Origin of the sequence: Microcoleus sp. FACHB-68 (assembly GCF_014695715.1) — a bacterium.
In the GTDB taxonomy this organism is placed as follows: Bacteria; Cyanobacteriota; Cyanobacteriia; order Cyanobacteriales; family Oscillatoriaceae; genus FACHB-68.
This window is the reverse complement of sequence record NZ_JACJOT010000008.1, coordinates 306,093-321,383: the sequence shown is the minus strand read 5'-3', so window position 1 is coordinate 321,383 and position 15,291 is coordinate 306,093. Positions and strand designations below refer to the sequence as shown.

11 protein-coding genes are annotated in these 15,291 nt (G+C 47.3%); 10 read left to right on the top strand and 1 reads right to left on the bottom strand.

The features are described from left to right. The first annotated feature begins 654 nt into the window (after positions 1 to 654). From H6F73_RS10435 to H6F73_RS10420, 4 genes are all read left to right on the top strand, one after another. Positions 655 to 2,457, top strand: coding sequence for a ShlB/FhaC/HecB family hemolysin secretion/activation protein (locus H6F73_RS10435; protein WP_199330494.1), 1,803 nt, complete (start codon positions 655 to 657; stop codon positions 2,455 to 2,457). A 749-nt stretch (positions 2,458 to 3,206) separates the two neighbouring features. Next, entirely contained in the window at positions 3,207 to 4,289 is a 1,083-nt protein-coding gene (locus H6F73_RS10430) for a DUF3474 domain-containing protein (RefSeq protein ID WP_190758710.1), read from the top strand. Positions 4,290 to 4,559: 270 nt separating this feature from the next. Further along, complete coding sequence (locus H6F73_RS10425; protein ID WP_190758709.1) at positions 4,560 to 5,096, top strand: phycobiliprotein lyase; 537 nt, start codon at positions 4,560 to 4,562, stop codon at positions 5,094 to 5,096. A gap of 152 nt (positions 5,097 to 5,248) precedes the next feature. Beyond that, a complete protein-coding gene (locus H6F73_RS10420; RefSeq protein WP_190667478.1) occupies positions 5,249 to 5,386 on the top strand; it encodes a hypothetical protein in 138 nt (45 codons plus the stop codon). A gap of 23 nt (positions 5,387 to 5,409) precedes the next feature. Here H6F73_RS10420 and H6F73_RS10415 read toward each other — a convergent pair whose 3' ends face one another. Further along, positions 5,410 to 7,287: a CAP domain-containing protein gene (locus H6F73_RS10415; protein WP_190758708.1), complete on the bottom strand. Its 1,878-nt coding sequence runs from the start codon at positions 7,285 to 7,287 to the stop codon at positions 5,410 to 5,412. 29 nt (positions 7,288 to 7,316) lie between these two features. Between H6F73_RS10415 and H6F73_RS10410 the strand changes: the two genes are divergently transcribed. From H6F73_RS10410 to fdhD, 6 genes are all read left to right on the top strand, one after another. After that, entirely contained in the window at positions 7,317 to 9,785 is a 2,469-nt protein-coding gene (locus tag H6F73_RS10410) for an FdhF/YdeP family oxidoreductase (protein WP_347239513.1), read from the top strand. A gap of 500 nt (positions 9,786 to 10,285) precedes the next feature. Beyond that, positions 10,286 to 11,362 (top strand): cysteine synthase family protein, encoded by a 1,077-nt coding sequence (locus tag H6F73_RS10405; protein ID WP_190758707.1) that lies wholly within the window; start codon positions 10,286 to 10,288, stop codon positions 11,360 to 11,362. A 2-nt stretch (positions 11,363 to 11,364) separates the two neighbouring features. Beyond that, complete coding sequence (locus H6F73_RS10400) at positions 11,365 to 12,684, top strand: hypothetical protein (RefSeq protein ID WP_190759600.1); 1,320 nt, start codon at positions 11,365 to 11,367, stop codon at positions 12,682 to 12,684. Positions 12,685 to 12,932: 248 nt separating this feature from the next. Continuing rightward, positions 12,933 to 13,226 carry a hypothetical protein gene (locus H6F73_RS10395; RefSeq protein WP_190758706.1) on the top strand — a complete coding sequence of 98 codons (294 nt, stop codon included), beginning with the start codon at positions 12,933 to 12,935 and terminating at the stop codon, positions 13,224 to 13,226. Beyond that, a complete protein-coding gene (locus H6F73_RS10390; protein WP_190758705.1) occupies positions 13,213 to 14,277 on the top strand; it encodes a DUF6745 domain-containing protein in 1,065 nt (354 codons plus the stop codon). Before H6F73_RS10395 ends, H6F73_RS10390 begins: the two co-directional genes overlap by 14 nt. A 36-nt stretch (positions 14,278 to 14,313) precedes the next feature. Continuing rightward, positions 14,314 to 15,189: a formate dehydrogenase accessory sulfurtransferase FdhD gene (fdhD, locus tag H6F73_RS10385; RefSeq protein WP_190758704.1), complete on the top strand. Its 876-nt coding sequence runs from the start codon at positions 14,314 to 14,316 to the stop codon at positions 15,187 to 15,189. The last annotated feature ends 102 nt before the right edge of the window (positions 15,190 to 15,291 follow it).

Sequence of the window (15,291 nt, the reverse complement as noted above, 5' to 3'; positions counted from 1 at the left end):
TAATGCTTCATGGCAAGCTATCGGCAAAAATCAGTTAGGATTTTTTCTCCACTTTTCAGCTACATTTATTAAGAGTCAGTTAAAATTCCTTCCGAAACCGGAAATTAGTTGAACGTCACAGAAGCGCTGCCGTTAGTGTTTCATATCAAAATGCTTAGATTTTGGCTTTTTGCCGGCTATACGGCTAAGATTGTGGGGATCGAGTTCATCCCTTGGCTCTCCAGAAGCTATGACGGAATTAAGTTTAACGCAAAAATCAGACAATAAAAAACTAAATAATTTTTTATTATAAACAGCGCGTGCCTTTAATTACCAGGAGAGCAAGCGCACAGATTAGAAACGAAGCTGATTAAGCTTAATCACAAAAATTAATAGTTTTCAAGACTTTAAAAAATCAAAGTGAAAAAAGAGTGGACAAGAAGATGGACAAGATAGTATCATTTTTATAAAAATGCCATTTCGGCTAAGGAAAATGAGCGAAAGAGTAAAAAATAATCAGGTAAAAAAATGATTCATTCCTTTAATCATATTATTTTGGGTTAGGTGGGTGCGATAGGTGCGGCCTGAAGCCGAAAGCTTGACCCAAAAAGCTGCTACAGTGCCTCGAATGCAAGATGTCAGACAAACAAAAAACTGAAGCTTGAGAATAATTTTATGCACTGGCGTTTAAGCCTTGGAATGTTTTGGTGTGGGGTTTCAATTCCAGGTGCCGTTGTGATGGCTGGCATCTTTACAAGTGGGGCGACTGCCGCAGAACCGGCAAGAGCGTGGTACGAAGATCCGATCGCTCAAACGCAAACGCTACCGGCACCCCCGGTGAACCCGCAACCCGATCCGAACCGCGATCGCATCCCACAAACTCAACCAGAACCGCAGCCACCGCAACCAGAAGAACAAAAGCCGGTTTTGCCAACCCCACCGACGCCGGCACCGTCTCAAGAAACCCCGCCGGCAGAAACCGAGCAGAAAATTCCAGTTCAAAAAATCGAAGTAACCGGCAGCACGCTATTTAGTGAAGAGGAAATTAAAGCGATCACAGCGCCGGTTGAAGGCAACACAGTAACGCTTGAAGAATTGAGAAGAGTTGCTGATGCCATCACCCAATTGTATCTTGACAGAGGCTACATCACCTCTAGAGCCGTTTTAGCAGACCAAACCATTGAAAACGGCATCGTGCAAATTGTGGTGATTGAAGGCAGTTTAGAAGAAATTGAAGTTGAAGGAACGCGCCGTTTAAATCCAAACTATATCCGCAGCCGGTTGCGGTTGGGAGCCGGCACACCCCTTTCCACCGCCGCCTTAGAAAATCAATTACGGCTGCTGCGGATAGACCCATTATTTGAGAATATCGAAGCGAGTCTGAGGGCAGGAGAGGAAATTGGTCAGAGCATTCTCACCGTGCGCGTGACTGAAGCAAATCCCTTGGTTAGTAACTTTGGAATCGACAATTATTCTCCACCCAGCGTTGGTTCAGAACGAGCCGGCGCAAGCGTACTTTATCGCAACCTCACCGGCATTGGAGATGAAGTTTTTGCCTCTTACTATCAATCATTAGGGGATTCCAATGTTTATGAATTAAGCTATCGCGTGCCGGTTAATGCCATGAACGGCACAGTACAGGTGAGGGTTGCACCTAATAATAATGCAATTGTTCAAGAACCCTTTAAAGCATTTGGTATTGAGGGAGAATCCCAGCTTTATGAACTAAGCTACCGGCAGCCAATCCTGCGCTCACCCAGTCAAGAATTTGCCTTATCTTTAGGATTTGCTTATCAGGAAAGTCAGACCTTTCTTGCCGGCGAACCAACACCTTTTGGATCTGGGCCAGATGAAAAGGGCATCAGCCGCACCAGCATCATTAAATTCGGTCAAGATTATGTGCGTCGCGATACGGTGGGCGCTTGGGCATTGCGTTCGCAATTTAATTTTGGCACCGGCTTACTAGACGCCACAATTAATGAAGACCCCGTTCCTGATAGCCGCTTTATCAGTTGGACTGGACAGGTACAGCGCGTGCAGCGTATCGGCAATGATAACTTACTAATTGTGCAAGCCGACTTGCAGCTTGCTCCGGATAGTTTATTGTCCTCACAGCAGTTTGTGATCGGTGGCGGTTTATCCTTGCGCGGCTACCGGCAAAACGCCCGATCAGGTGACAGTGGCTTCCGATTTTCCGTTGAAGATCGAATTGCGGTGCAACGAGATTCTGCCAGCGGTGCGGCTATCGTGCAAATTGCACCTTTTGTTGATTTGGGTATGGTGCGAAATAGTGGAGGAAATCCTAACTTATTACCAGAACAAAGGTTTTTAGCCGGGGCCGGTTTAGGCGTATTGTGGGAATTGCTGCCTGGATTAAACATCCGGATAGATTATGCGATTCCACTGGTTAAAATAGACGACAAAGGCAATAACGCCCAAGATGAAGGATTTTATTTTAGTGTAAATTATTCGCCCTGAAATTTAATTCTCACTCCCGCTAGAAAAGCAATCAATTACAATTTAACGCTGTCACTAACTACAAATTATCAATCAACTTGTCGTCAATGATGGTAAGACCGTTAAAATCACCTTGACAGGGCTACAGCAATCCTATTTGAATTGTCAAATATTGGAGTGCCGGCATCTTGAGCGCGACCCAACGCACACGCTACGCGAAAGCACTCCGGTAAAATCTCACGAATGATTTAGGATTGCTATATCATAAAACTCTAGTGCATTTTTGAGAAAAGCGATCTCGTAAAATTCAGTAGAACTCGCTCGCTTGCTGGTGTTGCATTCGGATACAAAAATCGGAGAAAGCGCGAGAAACTGCTACCCCAATGTGCTTATATCCGACTTGTTTATCTAGCTAAGACATTGCAAAAAAGCTTGTTTCCTTGTACGGTTAAGAGTTGTTGAATTCAGTGAATCTATCGGTCGCAAATATTTTTTGAGCCGGCCTGATAGTCGAGAATGTGCAGGAGTGGGGTAGAATGAATTCCGTTTATAACCTGCATATTGCACTTTCACTGGCCCATAAGATTTTTTATCAAGCAATGGAGATCGCAGCGCTTTTGCCCAAACAGGCGTTCAACAAGCCCCTGAGTTGGCAGTGGCGTTCTATCACTTATAACCGTTGCCGAGTAGAAATCCTGCCCTCAAATAGCTGAGTGCAAGCCGTTAAAGGCAAAATGTCGGTTTTCAAATCACGTTAAATCGGAAATTTCGTGCAAGCAAACGCAAACACTGTGATCACAGAGGCAACGCTTACAGCCTCATCCACTCGTACCGCAGAGTTACCCTTTACCCTCCAAGATTTGAAGGCGGCAATACCGGCTTCCTGTTTTGAACCTTCTATTTGGAAGTCTCTGAGCTACTTCTTCCTGGATATTTCTATTATCGCTGGACTCTATGTGCTCGCCTATCGGCTAGATTCGTGGTTATTTTTCCCACTCTTCTGGTTGATGCAAGGAACCATGTTTTGGTCATTGTTTGTGGTGGGGCATGACTGTGGTCATGGTTCCTTTTCTAAATTGAAATGGCTGAATAGCCTAATTGGGCATCTTTCTCACATCCCCATTCTCGTCCCGTATCACGGTTGGCGCATCAGTCACAGAACTCATCACGCCAACACGGGTAACCTTGATACCGATGAAAGCTGGTATCCCGTGTCGCAGACGAAGTACGAGCAGATGGCGTGGTATGAAAAGCTCTTACGCTTCTATCTACCCTTGATCGCTTATCCAATTTATCTGGTAATGCGCTCACCTGACCGGCAGGGTTCCCACTTTCTGCCAAATAGCCCCCTGTTCCGTCCCTCAGAAAAATGGGATGTGTTAACCAGTTCTGCACTCTGGGTACTAATGGTCGGCCTTCTGGGTGGGTTAACCTATCAGTTTGGCTGGTTATTTCTGGTGAAATACTACCTGGTTCCTTATCTGGTGTTTGTGATTTGGTTGGATTTAGTCACCTTCCTGCATCACACAGAATCAGATATTCCCTGGTATCGCGGGAATGATTGGTACTTCCTGAAAGGCGCTTTGTCTACCATTGATCGTGACTACGGCTTTATTAATCCGATCCATCACGATATTGGCACCCATGTAGCCCATCATATTTTCTTGAACATCCCCCACTATCACTTAAAAACCGCAACCGAGGCAATTAAGCCGGTGTTGGGCGACTATTATCGCTGCTCAAATGAGCCGATTTGGAAGAGTTTTGTTCGCTCTTACTGGGCTTGTCATTTTGTTCCCGATCAGGGTTCTAAGGTTTACTATCAATCACCGAAGAATCCAGGATTGCATTGATACTATTCAACTTCTAGAAATAGATAGAAATGCAATTTTTGGCTGCGGTTGAGTTGCCTTAAAAGAAAGTTATGCCTGTAGTTAAAACCGGCTTGCTTTTAGGTGACTCAACCTCTCCAAGGAGGAGAGCGATCCCCTGAGTGCTTGGTGAATAATTTTCCATCCCCGCAGATCCTCCCCAAAGGCGCAACCACATCCATCATCGGCAGGCGTCATCTTGGGCTTAACATAGTAAAGATTGAGAACGATTGACGCGGGACTGCTTCATTCATGGATATTATCGAGTTTTTCCAACAGAGTGCTGGCAAATGGTTTTCCCAACGCAGCAACCACTATCTGGCGAATCCGCATTTAGAAGCCGGTAAGACAGACTTATTGATTGAAATTCTTTCTTCCAGCGATCCGGCAGTGATCGAACTCTGCGAACAGTACCGGATCGATCCTTCTACGGCATTATTAGGTCTGCGTGTCAAGTGGGATGGCACAGTGGGAGCAGATCAGCGCAAACAAGCCGGTTCGACGGTTTTAGTTCCCATCGCCAACCCCCAGAACCCCAACACCGGCCAACTGTTGCAGAAAACAGCCAACCAAGATTCGCCGGTAACGGGTCGTTATATTCTAGGCAGTGACGATGCCCTGACACTGATTACCGAAAGCCCCACGATGTCTGTCGAGGAGCGCCTGTGGTTCGAGAGTCCAAACTTACGGCTGCGTACCAGCACCATTAAGCGCTCAGATGGCTTTAGCCTTGCTTCCTTCTGCTCGGAAATTCGCATGGGCGTAACTCAGCCAGCCGCTAAGGCGTAGAGGGGCTAACTGAGGAAGAGAGGAGGGAGGGGGAGCTTGAGATCCGTTCTTTTATTCTTCCTAGCCCCGAAGATCCTCCCCCTCATTTTCACGATCAGATTTTGGATTAGTCTAAAATTTAAAGTTTAGAATCTAAAACCGCCGGAGGTTTTATGGAAAATACGGTTTTTTATGGTCTGATTTTCATGGCTATCGGGCTGATGGTCGTTGTGACAGGTGGAGTGCTGTATTTAACAGCCGCCGAGTGGCGCGATCGCCGGCGGCAGCTGCGGGAGAAGCGATCACGCTAAGCAAGGGCTAAACTGCCTTAGAGCTAGGGACTGGTGCCGGCTAGTGTGTCACTCTCAAAAGTCGTGATGAAGTTGTCGCTGGAGAAGTTTTCAGCTTGAACACCCACAACGACCCCGATAAGCACATTGCGGGCAGATTTCCCGTCGGAACCTGTGACAAGCGGGCCGGTGCCGCCTCTGAGTGTATCTTCAGCGGGAAACTGAGCGTAAATTTCTGAAGTGTTGGACTCCGAGCCTTGCTGGAAGACGAGATCCTCAAACGTCAAACCTTCACTCAAGAATAAATAATCATTTCCCCGAAGCAGATCGTTGATTCGAGCAACACCGCCTAGCTGTAGGCCAAACGTATCGCTGCCGTCGCCGCCGATGAGGGTATCATTGCCCAAGTTGCCAAATAACGTGTCGTTACCACCACCACCCAACACGCTATCGTTATTTTGGCCGCCGTAAAGGAGATCGCCCTCGGAGCCGCCGACAAGGATATCATCACCCGCGTTGCCATAAAGGGTATCAGGGGCTTCAGTGCCGGCTACGGAATCTGGGCTGAGACCGGCAACCAAACTATCATCGATGAAATCGCCATAAACGACATCGTTGCCATCACCGCCATAGATGAGGTCAGCATTTGAGGCACCGATGAGGGTATCGTTTCCGAGATCGCCGTTGAGGGTATCGTCGCCGAATTCGCCATAAACCCGATCATTATCTTGACCGCCAAAGGCAAGGTCGTTGCCGGCTCCTACTAAAACGGTATCGTCCCCGATATTACCGTTGAGAATATCATTGCCGACGCCGCCGCCGAGAAAATCGGCATCTCTGCCACCAAACACCAAGTCGTCCTCGGTGCCACCAATGAGGGTGTCGTTGCCGGCATTGCCAAAGAGTGTATCGATGCCGGTGTTGCCATCGACATAATCATTGCCCTCACCGGCAACAACCACATCGTTATCAATGCCGGCGAATATCTGATCGTTGCCGATGCCGCCAAACAGGGTATCCGCCCCTTCATTGCCCTCTAAATAATCGTCGCCGTCGCCCCCATCTAGGTAATCTAAATCCACACCGCCGAAGAGGACATCGTTGCCGGCTCGACCAAACAGCGTATCTAAACCTAAATCCCCTTCCAAACGGTCGTTTCCGTCGCCCCCGTCGAGGAAGTCGCTGTCTAAATTACCAAACAGCGTATCGTCGCCCAAATCGCCGTAGAGTGAATCATTGCCTCGCTCGCCATTCAAAATATCATTTTCTTGACCGCCCAGGACGAAGTCATTGCCCAGGCCGGCGAAAATAGTATCGTTGCCAGGATTGCCGCCGAGGGTATCATTGCCTTGATCGCCATCGATAAAGTCATTCCCCCCGCCACCCAAAATCACATCATCGCTAATATTTCCATAGAGGGAATCACTCTCTGGTCCCCCGGCGATCAAGTTGCTGCCTTCACCCCCTTCAACAATATCAACGCCTTCACTTCCCGGAATAAAGACACCTTCGGGAGAACGTTTGGCAACCACCGCAGTCCAATAATGATTTTGGTTAAAGTTGCCGATATCATCTTCGAGAAAGTAATAACCAATGCCAATATTTGTAACATCTGCCCTAAAAAGGTTCGTCGCCTCAGCACTGCTAAACCAAGAAGCAACAACTTCCTCTGCTGTCTCCTCGCCGGCTTCTACGTTTTGTGCATGAGTTGTAAAGTTGTAGCCGGCATTTCTAATCCGACTCGCCGCATTCGAGCCATTTGAGCCGATTTGACCGAAAAAGTCATTAACAGCCATATCAGTGCTGTGTTCTTGCGCGGCACTGTTAAGCTGAGTATCGATAGTCAGCGGGGGTAAACCAACCCGACTGCGTTCTATGTTGACAAGCGCGACAACTTGACTTACTAACTCCAGGGTAGCCATCCCTAATTCCCTCTCCGCATCGTTTCTATGTGACTTGCGACTTACAGCGTAGCTTGAATCTTTGGGGATTGGGGATTGGGGCATTGGGGATGGGGGATGGGGGATGGGGCATGGGGCATGGGGCATGGGGCATGGGGCATAGGGCATGGGGCATGGGGCACTCGAAGTTCCCGCTCTCCCCTCTCCTATGCCCCTATAATTTTTATAGGCAGCGCATCCTAGGGGAGACACAACAAGTGTTAAAAAAACCAGAAAAGGGCTGGACACCGGCACACTGGGCGAGTTGGAAGCCTTTTGGGATTGGTGAGCAATATCCGAATAACTATTGGGAAGTGTTTCGGGCAATTGGGGAAAATTTAGACGAACTTCCCTATGCGCTGCGAATCCTCAATCAGGGCGTTTGCGACGGTTGCGCTTTGGGCACAACCGGCATGAAAGATTGGACGGTTGATGGTATCCACGTTTGCAATGTTCGGCTGCGGTTGCTCAGATTGAATACAATGCCGGCACTCGATAGCAAGCTGCTGGAAGATGTTTCTACGTTAAAAGGCAAGCGCAGTGCCGAATTGCGCGATTTAGGCCGGCTTCCTTACCCAATGGTACGCAAAAAAGGTGAGGCGGGATTTCGTAGAGTTAGTTGGGATGACGCTTTAGATTTGGTTGCTGATGGCATTCGCGCTGCCAAGAAAGTGCAAGAGCGCGACAGAATGGGGTTTTACCTGACGAGTCGGGGGATTCCTAACGAGACTTATTATGCCGCTCAGAAAGCTGTGCGGGCGATGGGAACGAACTCGATTGATAATGCCGCCCGGATTTGTCATTCTCCCAGCACTGCCGGCATTAAGGAAGCATTAGGAGTAGCAGCGACAACCTGTTCTTATAAAGATTGGATCGGAACCGATTTATTAGTTTTTATCGGTTCTAATGTGGCGAATAACCAGCCGGTTACGGTTAAATATCTCCACTGGGCGAAGAAAGCCGGCACGAAAATTGTTGTGATTAATAGCTACCGCGAACCGGGAATGGAGCGGTATTGGGTGCCTTCTATTGTGGAAAGTGCGCTGTTTGGCACGAAATTTGCTGAGCGCTTTTTCTTGGTGAATGTTGGGGGAGATATTGCTTTTCTTAATGGCACACTGAAGCATTTGGTTGAAAATAATTGGCTGGATGAGTCATTTATTAAAAACTTTACTGCCGGCTTTGAGGAGTTGAAAGCAGCATTAGATAGCCAATCTTGGGAGGAATTAGAAAAAGCTGCCGGTGCTTCTCGTGATGAGATGTATGCTTTCGCTCAGATGGTGGGTGAAGCGAAGAAAGCTGTGTTTGTCTGGAGTATGGGAATTACGCAGCATGAATGCGGCGAAGATAATGTGAAAGCGATTATAAATTTAGCACTAACCAAAGGTTTTGTTGGACGGGAAGGGTGCGGATTGATGCCAATTCGTGGACATTCTGGGGTTCAAGGTGGAGCAGAAATGGGCGCTTATGCAACTGCTTTTCCTGCCGGCAAACCGATTACCTCTGAAAGTGCCTCAGAATTAAGTAAAATTTGGGGTTTTGAAGTGCCGGCAACTCCGGGATTAATTGCCTCAGAAATGATTGAAGCTGCCCATGAGGGACAGTTAGATGTGCTGTTTTCTGTCGGCGGGAATTTCTTGGAAGTAATGCCAGATCCCGATTATGTTGAGGAAGCTTTAAATCGGGTGCCGGTGCGGGTACACATGGATATTGTACTTTCCAGCCAAATGCTATTAGAGCCGGCTGATACCGTTGTTTTATTGCCGACAACCACTCGTTATGAAATCCCCGGCGGTGTCACTTCAACAAGTACCGAACGCCGAATTATCTTTAGTCCAGAAATTCCCGGACGACGCATCGGGGAAGCACGTCCTGAATGGGAAGTTATGATGGAAATCGCGCGAAAAGTACGCCCAGAAATTGCAGAAAAGCTGCATTTTTCTAATAAAATGTCGGCTTCTGATACCACTCAAGCCATCCGCGAAGAAATCGCCAAAGTTGTGCCGTTTTACGATGGCATCCAGCATTTAAAGCAAGCCGGTGATCAGTTCCAGTATGGCGGTTCTCATCTCTGCCAAGATTGGAACTTTTCTACATCAGATGGAAAAGCTCATTTTGCCGCTTTAGGTTTGCCGGTTAAGCCAGAGTTACCCCAAGGAATGTTCCGCGTGACAACCCGACGCGGCAAGCAGTTTAACAGCATGGTTCAAGCAAAGAAAGATGCGATCACCGGCGCTTTGCGAGAAGCAATTTTTATTTGCAAAGAAGATGCGGAGAATTTAGGATTAATAGAGGGAGATGCGGTAATTTTAAGTAATGACTTTGGAAAGTTGGAAGGAAGAATCCATACAGCGCCGGTATTACCTGGAAATTTACAAGTTCATTGGCCAGAAGGTAATGTTTTGTTAGATAGAAACAAGCGTTCACCTCAAGCCGGCATCCCAGATTATAACGCTTTAGTGCGTTTGGAAAAATTATAGTGAATGCCGTTAAATGATTGGGCTGAAAACTTGGAAATCTATTCAATTTTTACGATAGCAGTCCTTAATAATTCGTGAAAACGAGTTACCCAACTTCTTAGAGAAGTCGAGGCTCTGAACATCAGATATCTCACAGCTTAAATAGGATTGCTATAGAAGCCATTCGAGATTTGCCTAAAAATTCCCGTTACCCTCAGAATTTTAAACGAGATTTATAGCAGATTGTTGATGCAATTACAGAATTGGATAACACAGTAGATGGGTTAACTGTTCGCAAACGCCCACGTATCAACGTAGAGTTAGGAACTAGCGTGTTGCAGACAACGCTTAGTTTTTAGAGCAGCTAATCTATCTGGTTCGACAATTTCATCATAATTTCATTATTTCCGGCAAAGCTTGACATTAAGGGAAAGATGTCTAATGAGTTCCGATGCTGAACGAGCCAGCTTACCGGAGCGCTCATTATGACTGGCTATTGTCGATTTTGAAGGTCTAAAGCTATGCTCCAAGTTTTAAAAAACACTCCAAAATTGCCCCTGTCTAGCGATATCACGGAGGCGATTGGGAATGTCCCGATTGTACGGATCAACCGCTTGAGTGAACTCTGTCAGAATCACGAATTTTATCTCAAATTGGAATCCTGCAACCCTGGTGGCAGCATTAAAGAGAAAAATGCCCTGTATCTGGTTCAACACGCAGAACGTATCGGCTTGCTCAACCCTGGTGGCACGATTGTTGAATCCAGTTCTGGTAACTTCGGCGTTGGTCTGGCAATGATTGGTGCAGCGCGGGGCTATCGTGTCATTGTTGTCGTCGATGCCAAAACTGCGCCTCCGTTTCGGCGAATGCTAGCTGCCTATGGGGCAGAAATGGTGGATGTACCCCTGAGTGCGGCAGATGCCAATGGTTCGATGCAGGTAGCGAGAATGCAAAAAGCACAAGAACTCGCCCAGAGCATTCCGGGGGCGTGGTATCCCTGCCAGCACCGCAATCCTGAAAACCCGACTGCCCATGAGCAATTCACTGCCCGCGAAATCGAACAAGCATTTGGCGGCGCACCGGATGTCATCGTTATCGGGGTCAGCACTGCTGGACAACTGGGGGGAATCAGCCGGTTTTTCAAACAGCGCTATCCTCAAACCCGAATTGTCGGCGTAGATGTCGCAGGGTCAGCTATCTTCGGCACCCCCTCCCATCCCTACAAAATGACGGGGTTGGGGTTGTCCTTTGTACCGCCCAACTTTGACGCGACAGTGCTGGATGCAGCTTATTCGGTAACCGATTGCCTTGCCTTCTCCGTTTGCCATGCTCTGGCGCGTCTAGAGGGGTTGCTGCTGGGGGCATCCACCGGCGCAATCGTTGCCGCTGCCCTTGCCTATGGCACGCAATATCACAGCTCTCAACGCATGGTATTGTTGAACCCGGATCGGGGAGATCGCTATCTCGAAACTGTCTACAATCCGCAATGGCTGACCCAGCAAGGGATTGAAATTTTGTCAAACTCAGCGCTTACTGCTACAATTCGCGCCCTCCAACCCGTCCCTGCAACCCTTCTGCGACAGCAACAACCCGCGTGACCATGACCTTAAACGCTTCTCAGAGTCCGTCTAAAATCACTTTTTTAAATCTGTGGCGGCAGTTTATCCCGCTGTCCCTCAGCGATGTAGCAATGGCTTGCGGCGATCCGATGATGACCACCACTCTAGCTCACCTACCCGACACACGGGTGAATTTGGCAGCTTTGGGCATCGCCAAATCGCTAGCGATCTTTTTTGAAAGTCCGATTATTACGATCCTGCACGCCTCGAATGCCCTTGCGCCAATGGAGCGATCACGGCGTGCCTTGTGGCGATTTACGCTTTTAGCTGGGGGCGGATTGAGCGCATTACTGTTGCTACTGACGCTGCCATTTGTTTTTGCAACGCTAGGTGGCACCCTGTTGGGGATTGCATCCCAATTACAGGAAACGGTGCGTATTGTATTGACGTTAATGATTCTGTGGCCGTTTGCGATTGCTTGGCGACGTTATTTCCAAGGGTTGTTGATTCATGCCGGCCATTCCCAGGCAGTGGCGTTCGCTAGCATTGCTCGTCTGGTGATTGTGGCGGTTGTGCTTTTAGTCGGATTTACCTTGAAGGTAGCCGGGGCACTGCTGGCGGGAACTGCTTTGATAGCTGGGGTCGTTTTAGAGGCGGTGATCGTGACATGGGCTGCTCGCCGGCTCGGAGCGACTCGTCCCCCTCGACCGACCGATTCTGTGCAAAACCTGCCCACCAATCTCAAAAGCGTCTGGAAATTCTACTGGCCCTTAGCCTGTTCGATGCTTGTGCTATGGGGTGGGCGTGCGGTGCTGGTGGGAATTATCGCCCGTGCCCAAGACGCTGATATTGCACTAGCTGCTTGGCCGGCAGCTTGGGGATTGGTTTTAGTGATTGCTAATGCAACTCGCATGGTACAGCAGGTGATTATTAAAAACAGAGGTCTAGTTACTGATCGACAATTGATCGCATTTGCCCTAAGCGTGGGGATGCTGTGTTCGCTGCTGTTGCTTTTGAGCAGCACGACCCCATTTGGACTCATCGTTGTTCAGAGCTTCGTGGGAAACGATTCTGCTCTGGTAGAAGGTATCCGTCCTGTGTTGCTGTTGTGCGCTGTTGTCCCCCTTCTGGTTGCGGCTCAAAATGCCACTCAGGGCTTTTTGGTGGGGTCAGGTCAGACGCGAGGCGTGAACCGTGCAACCTGGATTGGTACGACGATTTTACTATTAGGCGCGTTTTTAGGAGTCCAGCTTGGAGTGCCGGGTGCGATTGCCGCTGCGACCGCCATGATTATTGCTTTAATATCAGAAGTATCTTGTCTTGCATTCAATTTCAGCAAACAATCAAGCAGCGTTTCTTGATGATTGCTGTGCTAGTAAATCGGGTTTTGGCAGGATTTTCATCTGGGTTTTATCTTCAGTGCATCACGCTTGAGGTAAAACAGGAGTTAGGAGCTAGGTAAAATTTACCCACATCTTTAAAACATGAAGTAAAATAATAGTAAATTTTTGAATCAATTAATTGAGTTGGAGCGGGACAAAAGGCAATTATAGCTGCGTCCGCTCAATTCGATTAAATTCAATTTAATTAAGATGAGTTGACAAAGCTTATGCAACCAATACGACAAGGCGATGTAATTTTAACGTCGGCACCTCAAATTGAGGGAGAAAAGCTAACCCATTTAACGCTCGCAGAAGGGGAAGTAACCGGACACGCACACCGAATCAGTGAAGGAGACGCTGAATTGTATGAAAAAAATGGCACGTTGTATCTGCACATATTATCAGAAACAGCAACTTTAACTCACGAAGAACATCACGCAATTGCCATTCCGCAAGGCGATTGGATGGTGCGAATTCAGCGGGAATATGAGCCGGCAGGATGGCGATATGTCGAAGATTAAGATTGAAAAACTAACGCCTGCTCAAGAAGCTTTAATTCCGCTTTATCAGGAAAAGTGGAGAGAAATCTCGCTGGCAACACAACCGATTGATCGTAAAAAAGCCTCTGAAACAGTCAAAGAAGCTTATGCTTTGATTGGCTTACCTGAACCGGAAATTCTTTTTTATGATAGCCCTTATGAGGCATTAAACATACTTAAAAAGAAACATCACCAATTTTGCCCGAACCGATGGAGTTCACTGAGCAATCAGTTAAAAAGCCAACTGTTGAGCCAATTGGAAAGCGAATTATTGAGTCAAGTAGATAATCAATTATTGACTCAATTAGAAAACCAACTTCGGCAAACACTCAAGGAACAACTGTGGGAAAACTTTTATCCGCAACTCAAGAGATATTTGGAGCCTGATATCGGAAATAGCTTTCTTAATTTAGCTTTTTCTGAGTCTGTTAAATCCGAAACTTGGGCGGCTAGTGGAAGCTTATTCGATTTTTGTATAACTGTATTAGATTGCAATTTGACTGAAAAATCTTGGTCGTTATTTCAGTCGCTCGTGAAAAATACTGGCTGGATTTTTTATTATAATAAAACAGCAATTGTTTGTAACCGGCCCGTCAAACTCGCTTTTGATAGTGAAAATCGCCTTCATGGGGAAGGCGAAGCCGCCCTTCAGTATGCTGATGGATTCAGCCTGTACTCCTATCATGGGGTAACATTACCTGAAAAATATGGGAAATTACAGCCACATCAGTGGCAAGCTCAATGGCTAATAGAAGAACGCAATGCTGAAGTTCGTCGAGTATTAGTTCAGGAAATAGGTTACGGGCGAATTTGCCAAGAATTGCAAGCTGAAGCCTTAGATTCTTGGCAAGAATACACGCTTTTAAAAATTGAAAATGCTGATGTTGAGCCAATATTTTTAATAAAAATGACTTGCCCTAGCACCGGCTGCATTTATGCCTTACGAGTTCCGCCTGATGTACAATCAGCGAGAGAGGCAATTTCCTGGGTAAATTGGGGAGTTGATGCGGCGGAATTTTCAGTCCAAACCTGAAAGATATCTAGCTAAATAAACAAGAAAAGCCAACGAATGAAGGCAACTCCAGGCAGCAAGACGAAAACCCAAGTCTGGGTGGTAGAAAATGGGCAAGTACAATCGCGTTCAGATCGTCTTGCCACAGAAGAACCCTTAGAAATTCGCTTGATTGTCGCCGGCATGAGGCGTACGATTGCAATTACCATGCGGACGCCCGGAAATGACTTTGAGCTGGCAGCCGGCTTTCTATACAGTGAAGGGGTAATTAACAGCCGGCAAGATATCCAACGCATGACTCACTGCACCGATCCGGGCGTGGATATCGAAAATCACGATAATATTGTGAATGTGGAACTTGCCGGCAATGTCTGCCCAGATTTAGTCAGTTTGGAACGCCACTTTTACACAACCAGCGCTTGTGGGGTGTGCGGAAAAACCAGCTTAGAAGCATTGCGTCTGCAACGTTCTCCGGTTATTACTGAAGGGCCGGCAGTTTCAACAGAAATATTTTATAGCCTGCCAGAAAAGTTGCGAAGTGCACAGCGAGTTTTCGCCACCACCGGCGGCTTACACGCAGCAGCTTTATTCGATGCAGAAGGTAAACTGTTAGCACTGCGAGAAGATGTAGGCCGGCATAACGCCCTTGATAAACTCATCGGTTGGGCAATTCTCGGAGATTATCTCCCCCTTTCTAGCAACATTGTAATGGTGAGTGGGCGAACAAGTTTTGAAATATTGCAGAAATGCCTCGTTGCCAGTGTACCCATTGTCTGCGCCGTTTCCGCCCCCAGCAGTTTAGCCGTCGCACTCGCGCAAGAATTTGGCATCACCCTAATCGGATTTCTGCGTGGGGAACGGTTCAATGTCTACTCTGCCGTAGAGAGAATTCTTGCAAAAGTTACAGTAGAAGTGCTGAGTTCTGAGTCCTGAGTCCTCAGTGATAAGTTTTGAGTTAAAAAGTCGTATCAAAAACTTTACTTTCTGGGAAAAAGTTAGGCATTCACACTTGAGCAGAATGCAGCAATACTTAAC

Coding starts and splice junctions, on each gene's coding strand:
- H6F73_RS10420 (WP_190667478.1), top strand. CDS start 5,249: ATGGAAAATACGGTTTTTTATGGTCTGATTTTCATGGCTATCGGGCTG.
- H6F73_RS10435 (WP_199330494.1), top strand. CDS start 655: ATGCACTGGCGTTTAAGCCTTGGAATGTTTTGGTGTGGGGTTTCAATT.
- H6F73_RS10415 (WP_190758708.1), bottom strand. CDS start 7,287: ATGGCTACCCTGGAGTTAGTAAGTCAAGTTGTCGCGCTTGTCAACATA.
- H6F73_RS10390 (WP_190758705.1), top strand. CDS start 13,213: ATGTCGAAGATTAAGATTGAAAAACTAACGCCTGCTCAAGAAGCTTTA.
- fdhD (WP_190758704.1), top strand. CDS start 14,314: ATGAAGGCAACTCCAGGCAGCAAGACGAAAACCCAAGTCTGGGTGGTA.
- H6F73_RS10425 (WP_190758709.1), top strand. CDS start 4,560: ATGGATATTATCGAGTTTTTCCAACAGAGTGCTGGCAAATGGTTTTCC.
- H6F73_RS10395 (WP_190758706.1), top strand. CDS start 12,933: ATGCAACCAATACGACAAGGCGATGTAATTTTAACGTCGGCACCTCAA.
- H6F73_RS10405 (WP_190758707.1), top strand. CDS start 10,286: ATGCTCCAAGTTTTAAAAAACACTCCAAAATTGCCCCTGTCTAGCGAT.
- H6F73_RS10400 (WP_190759600.1), top strand. CDS start 11,365: ATGACCTTAAACGCTTCTCAGAGTCCGTCTAAAATCACTTTTTTAAAT.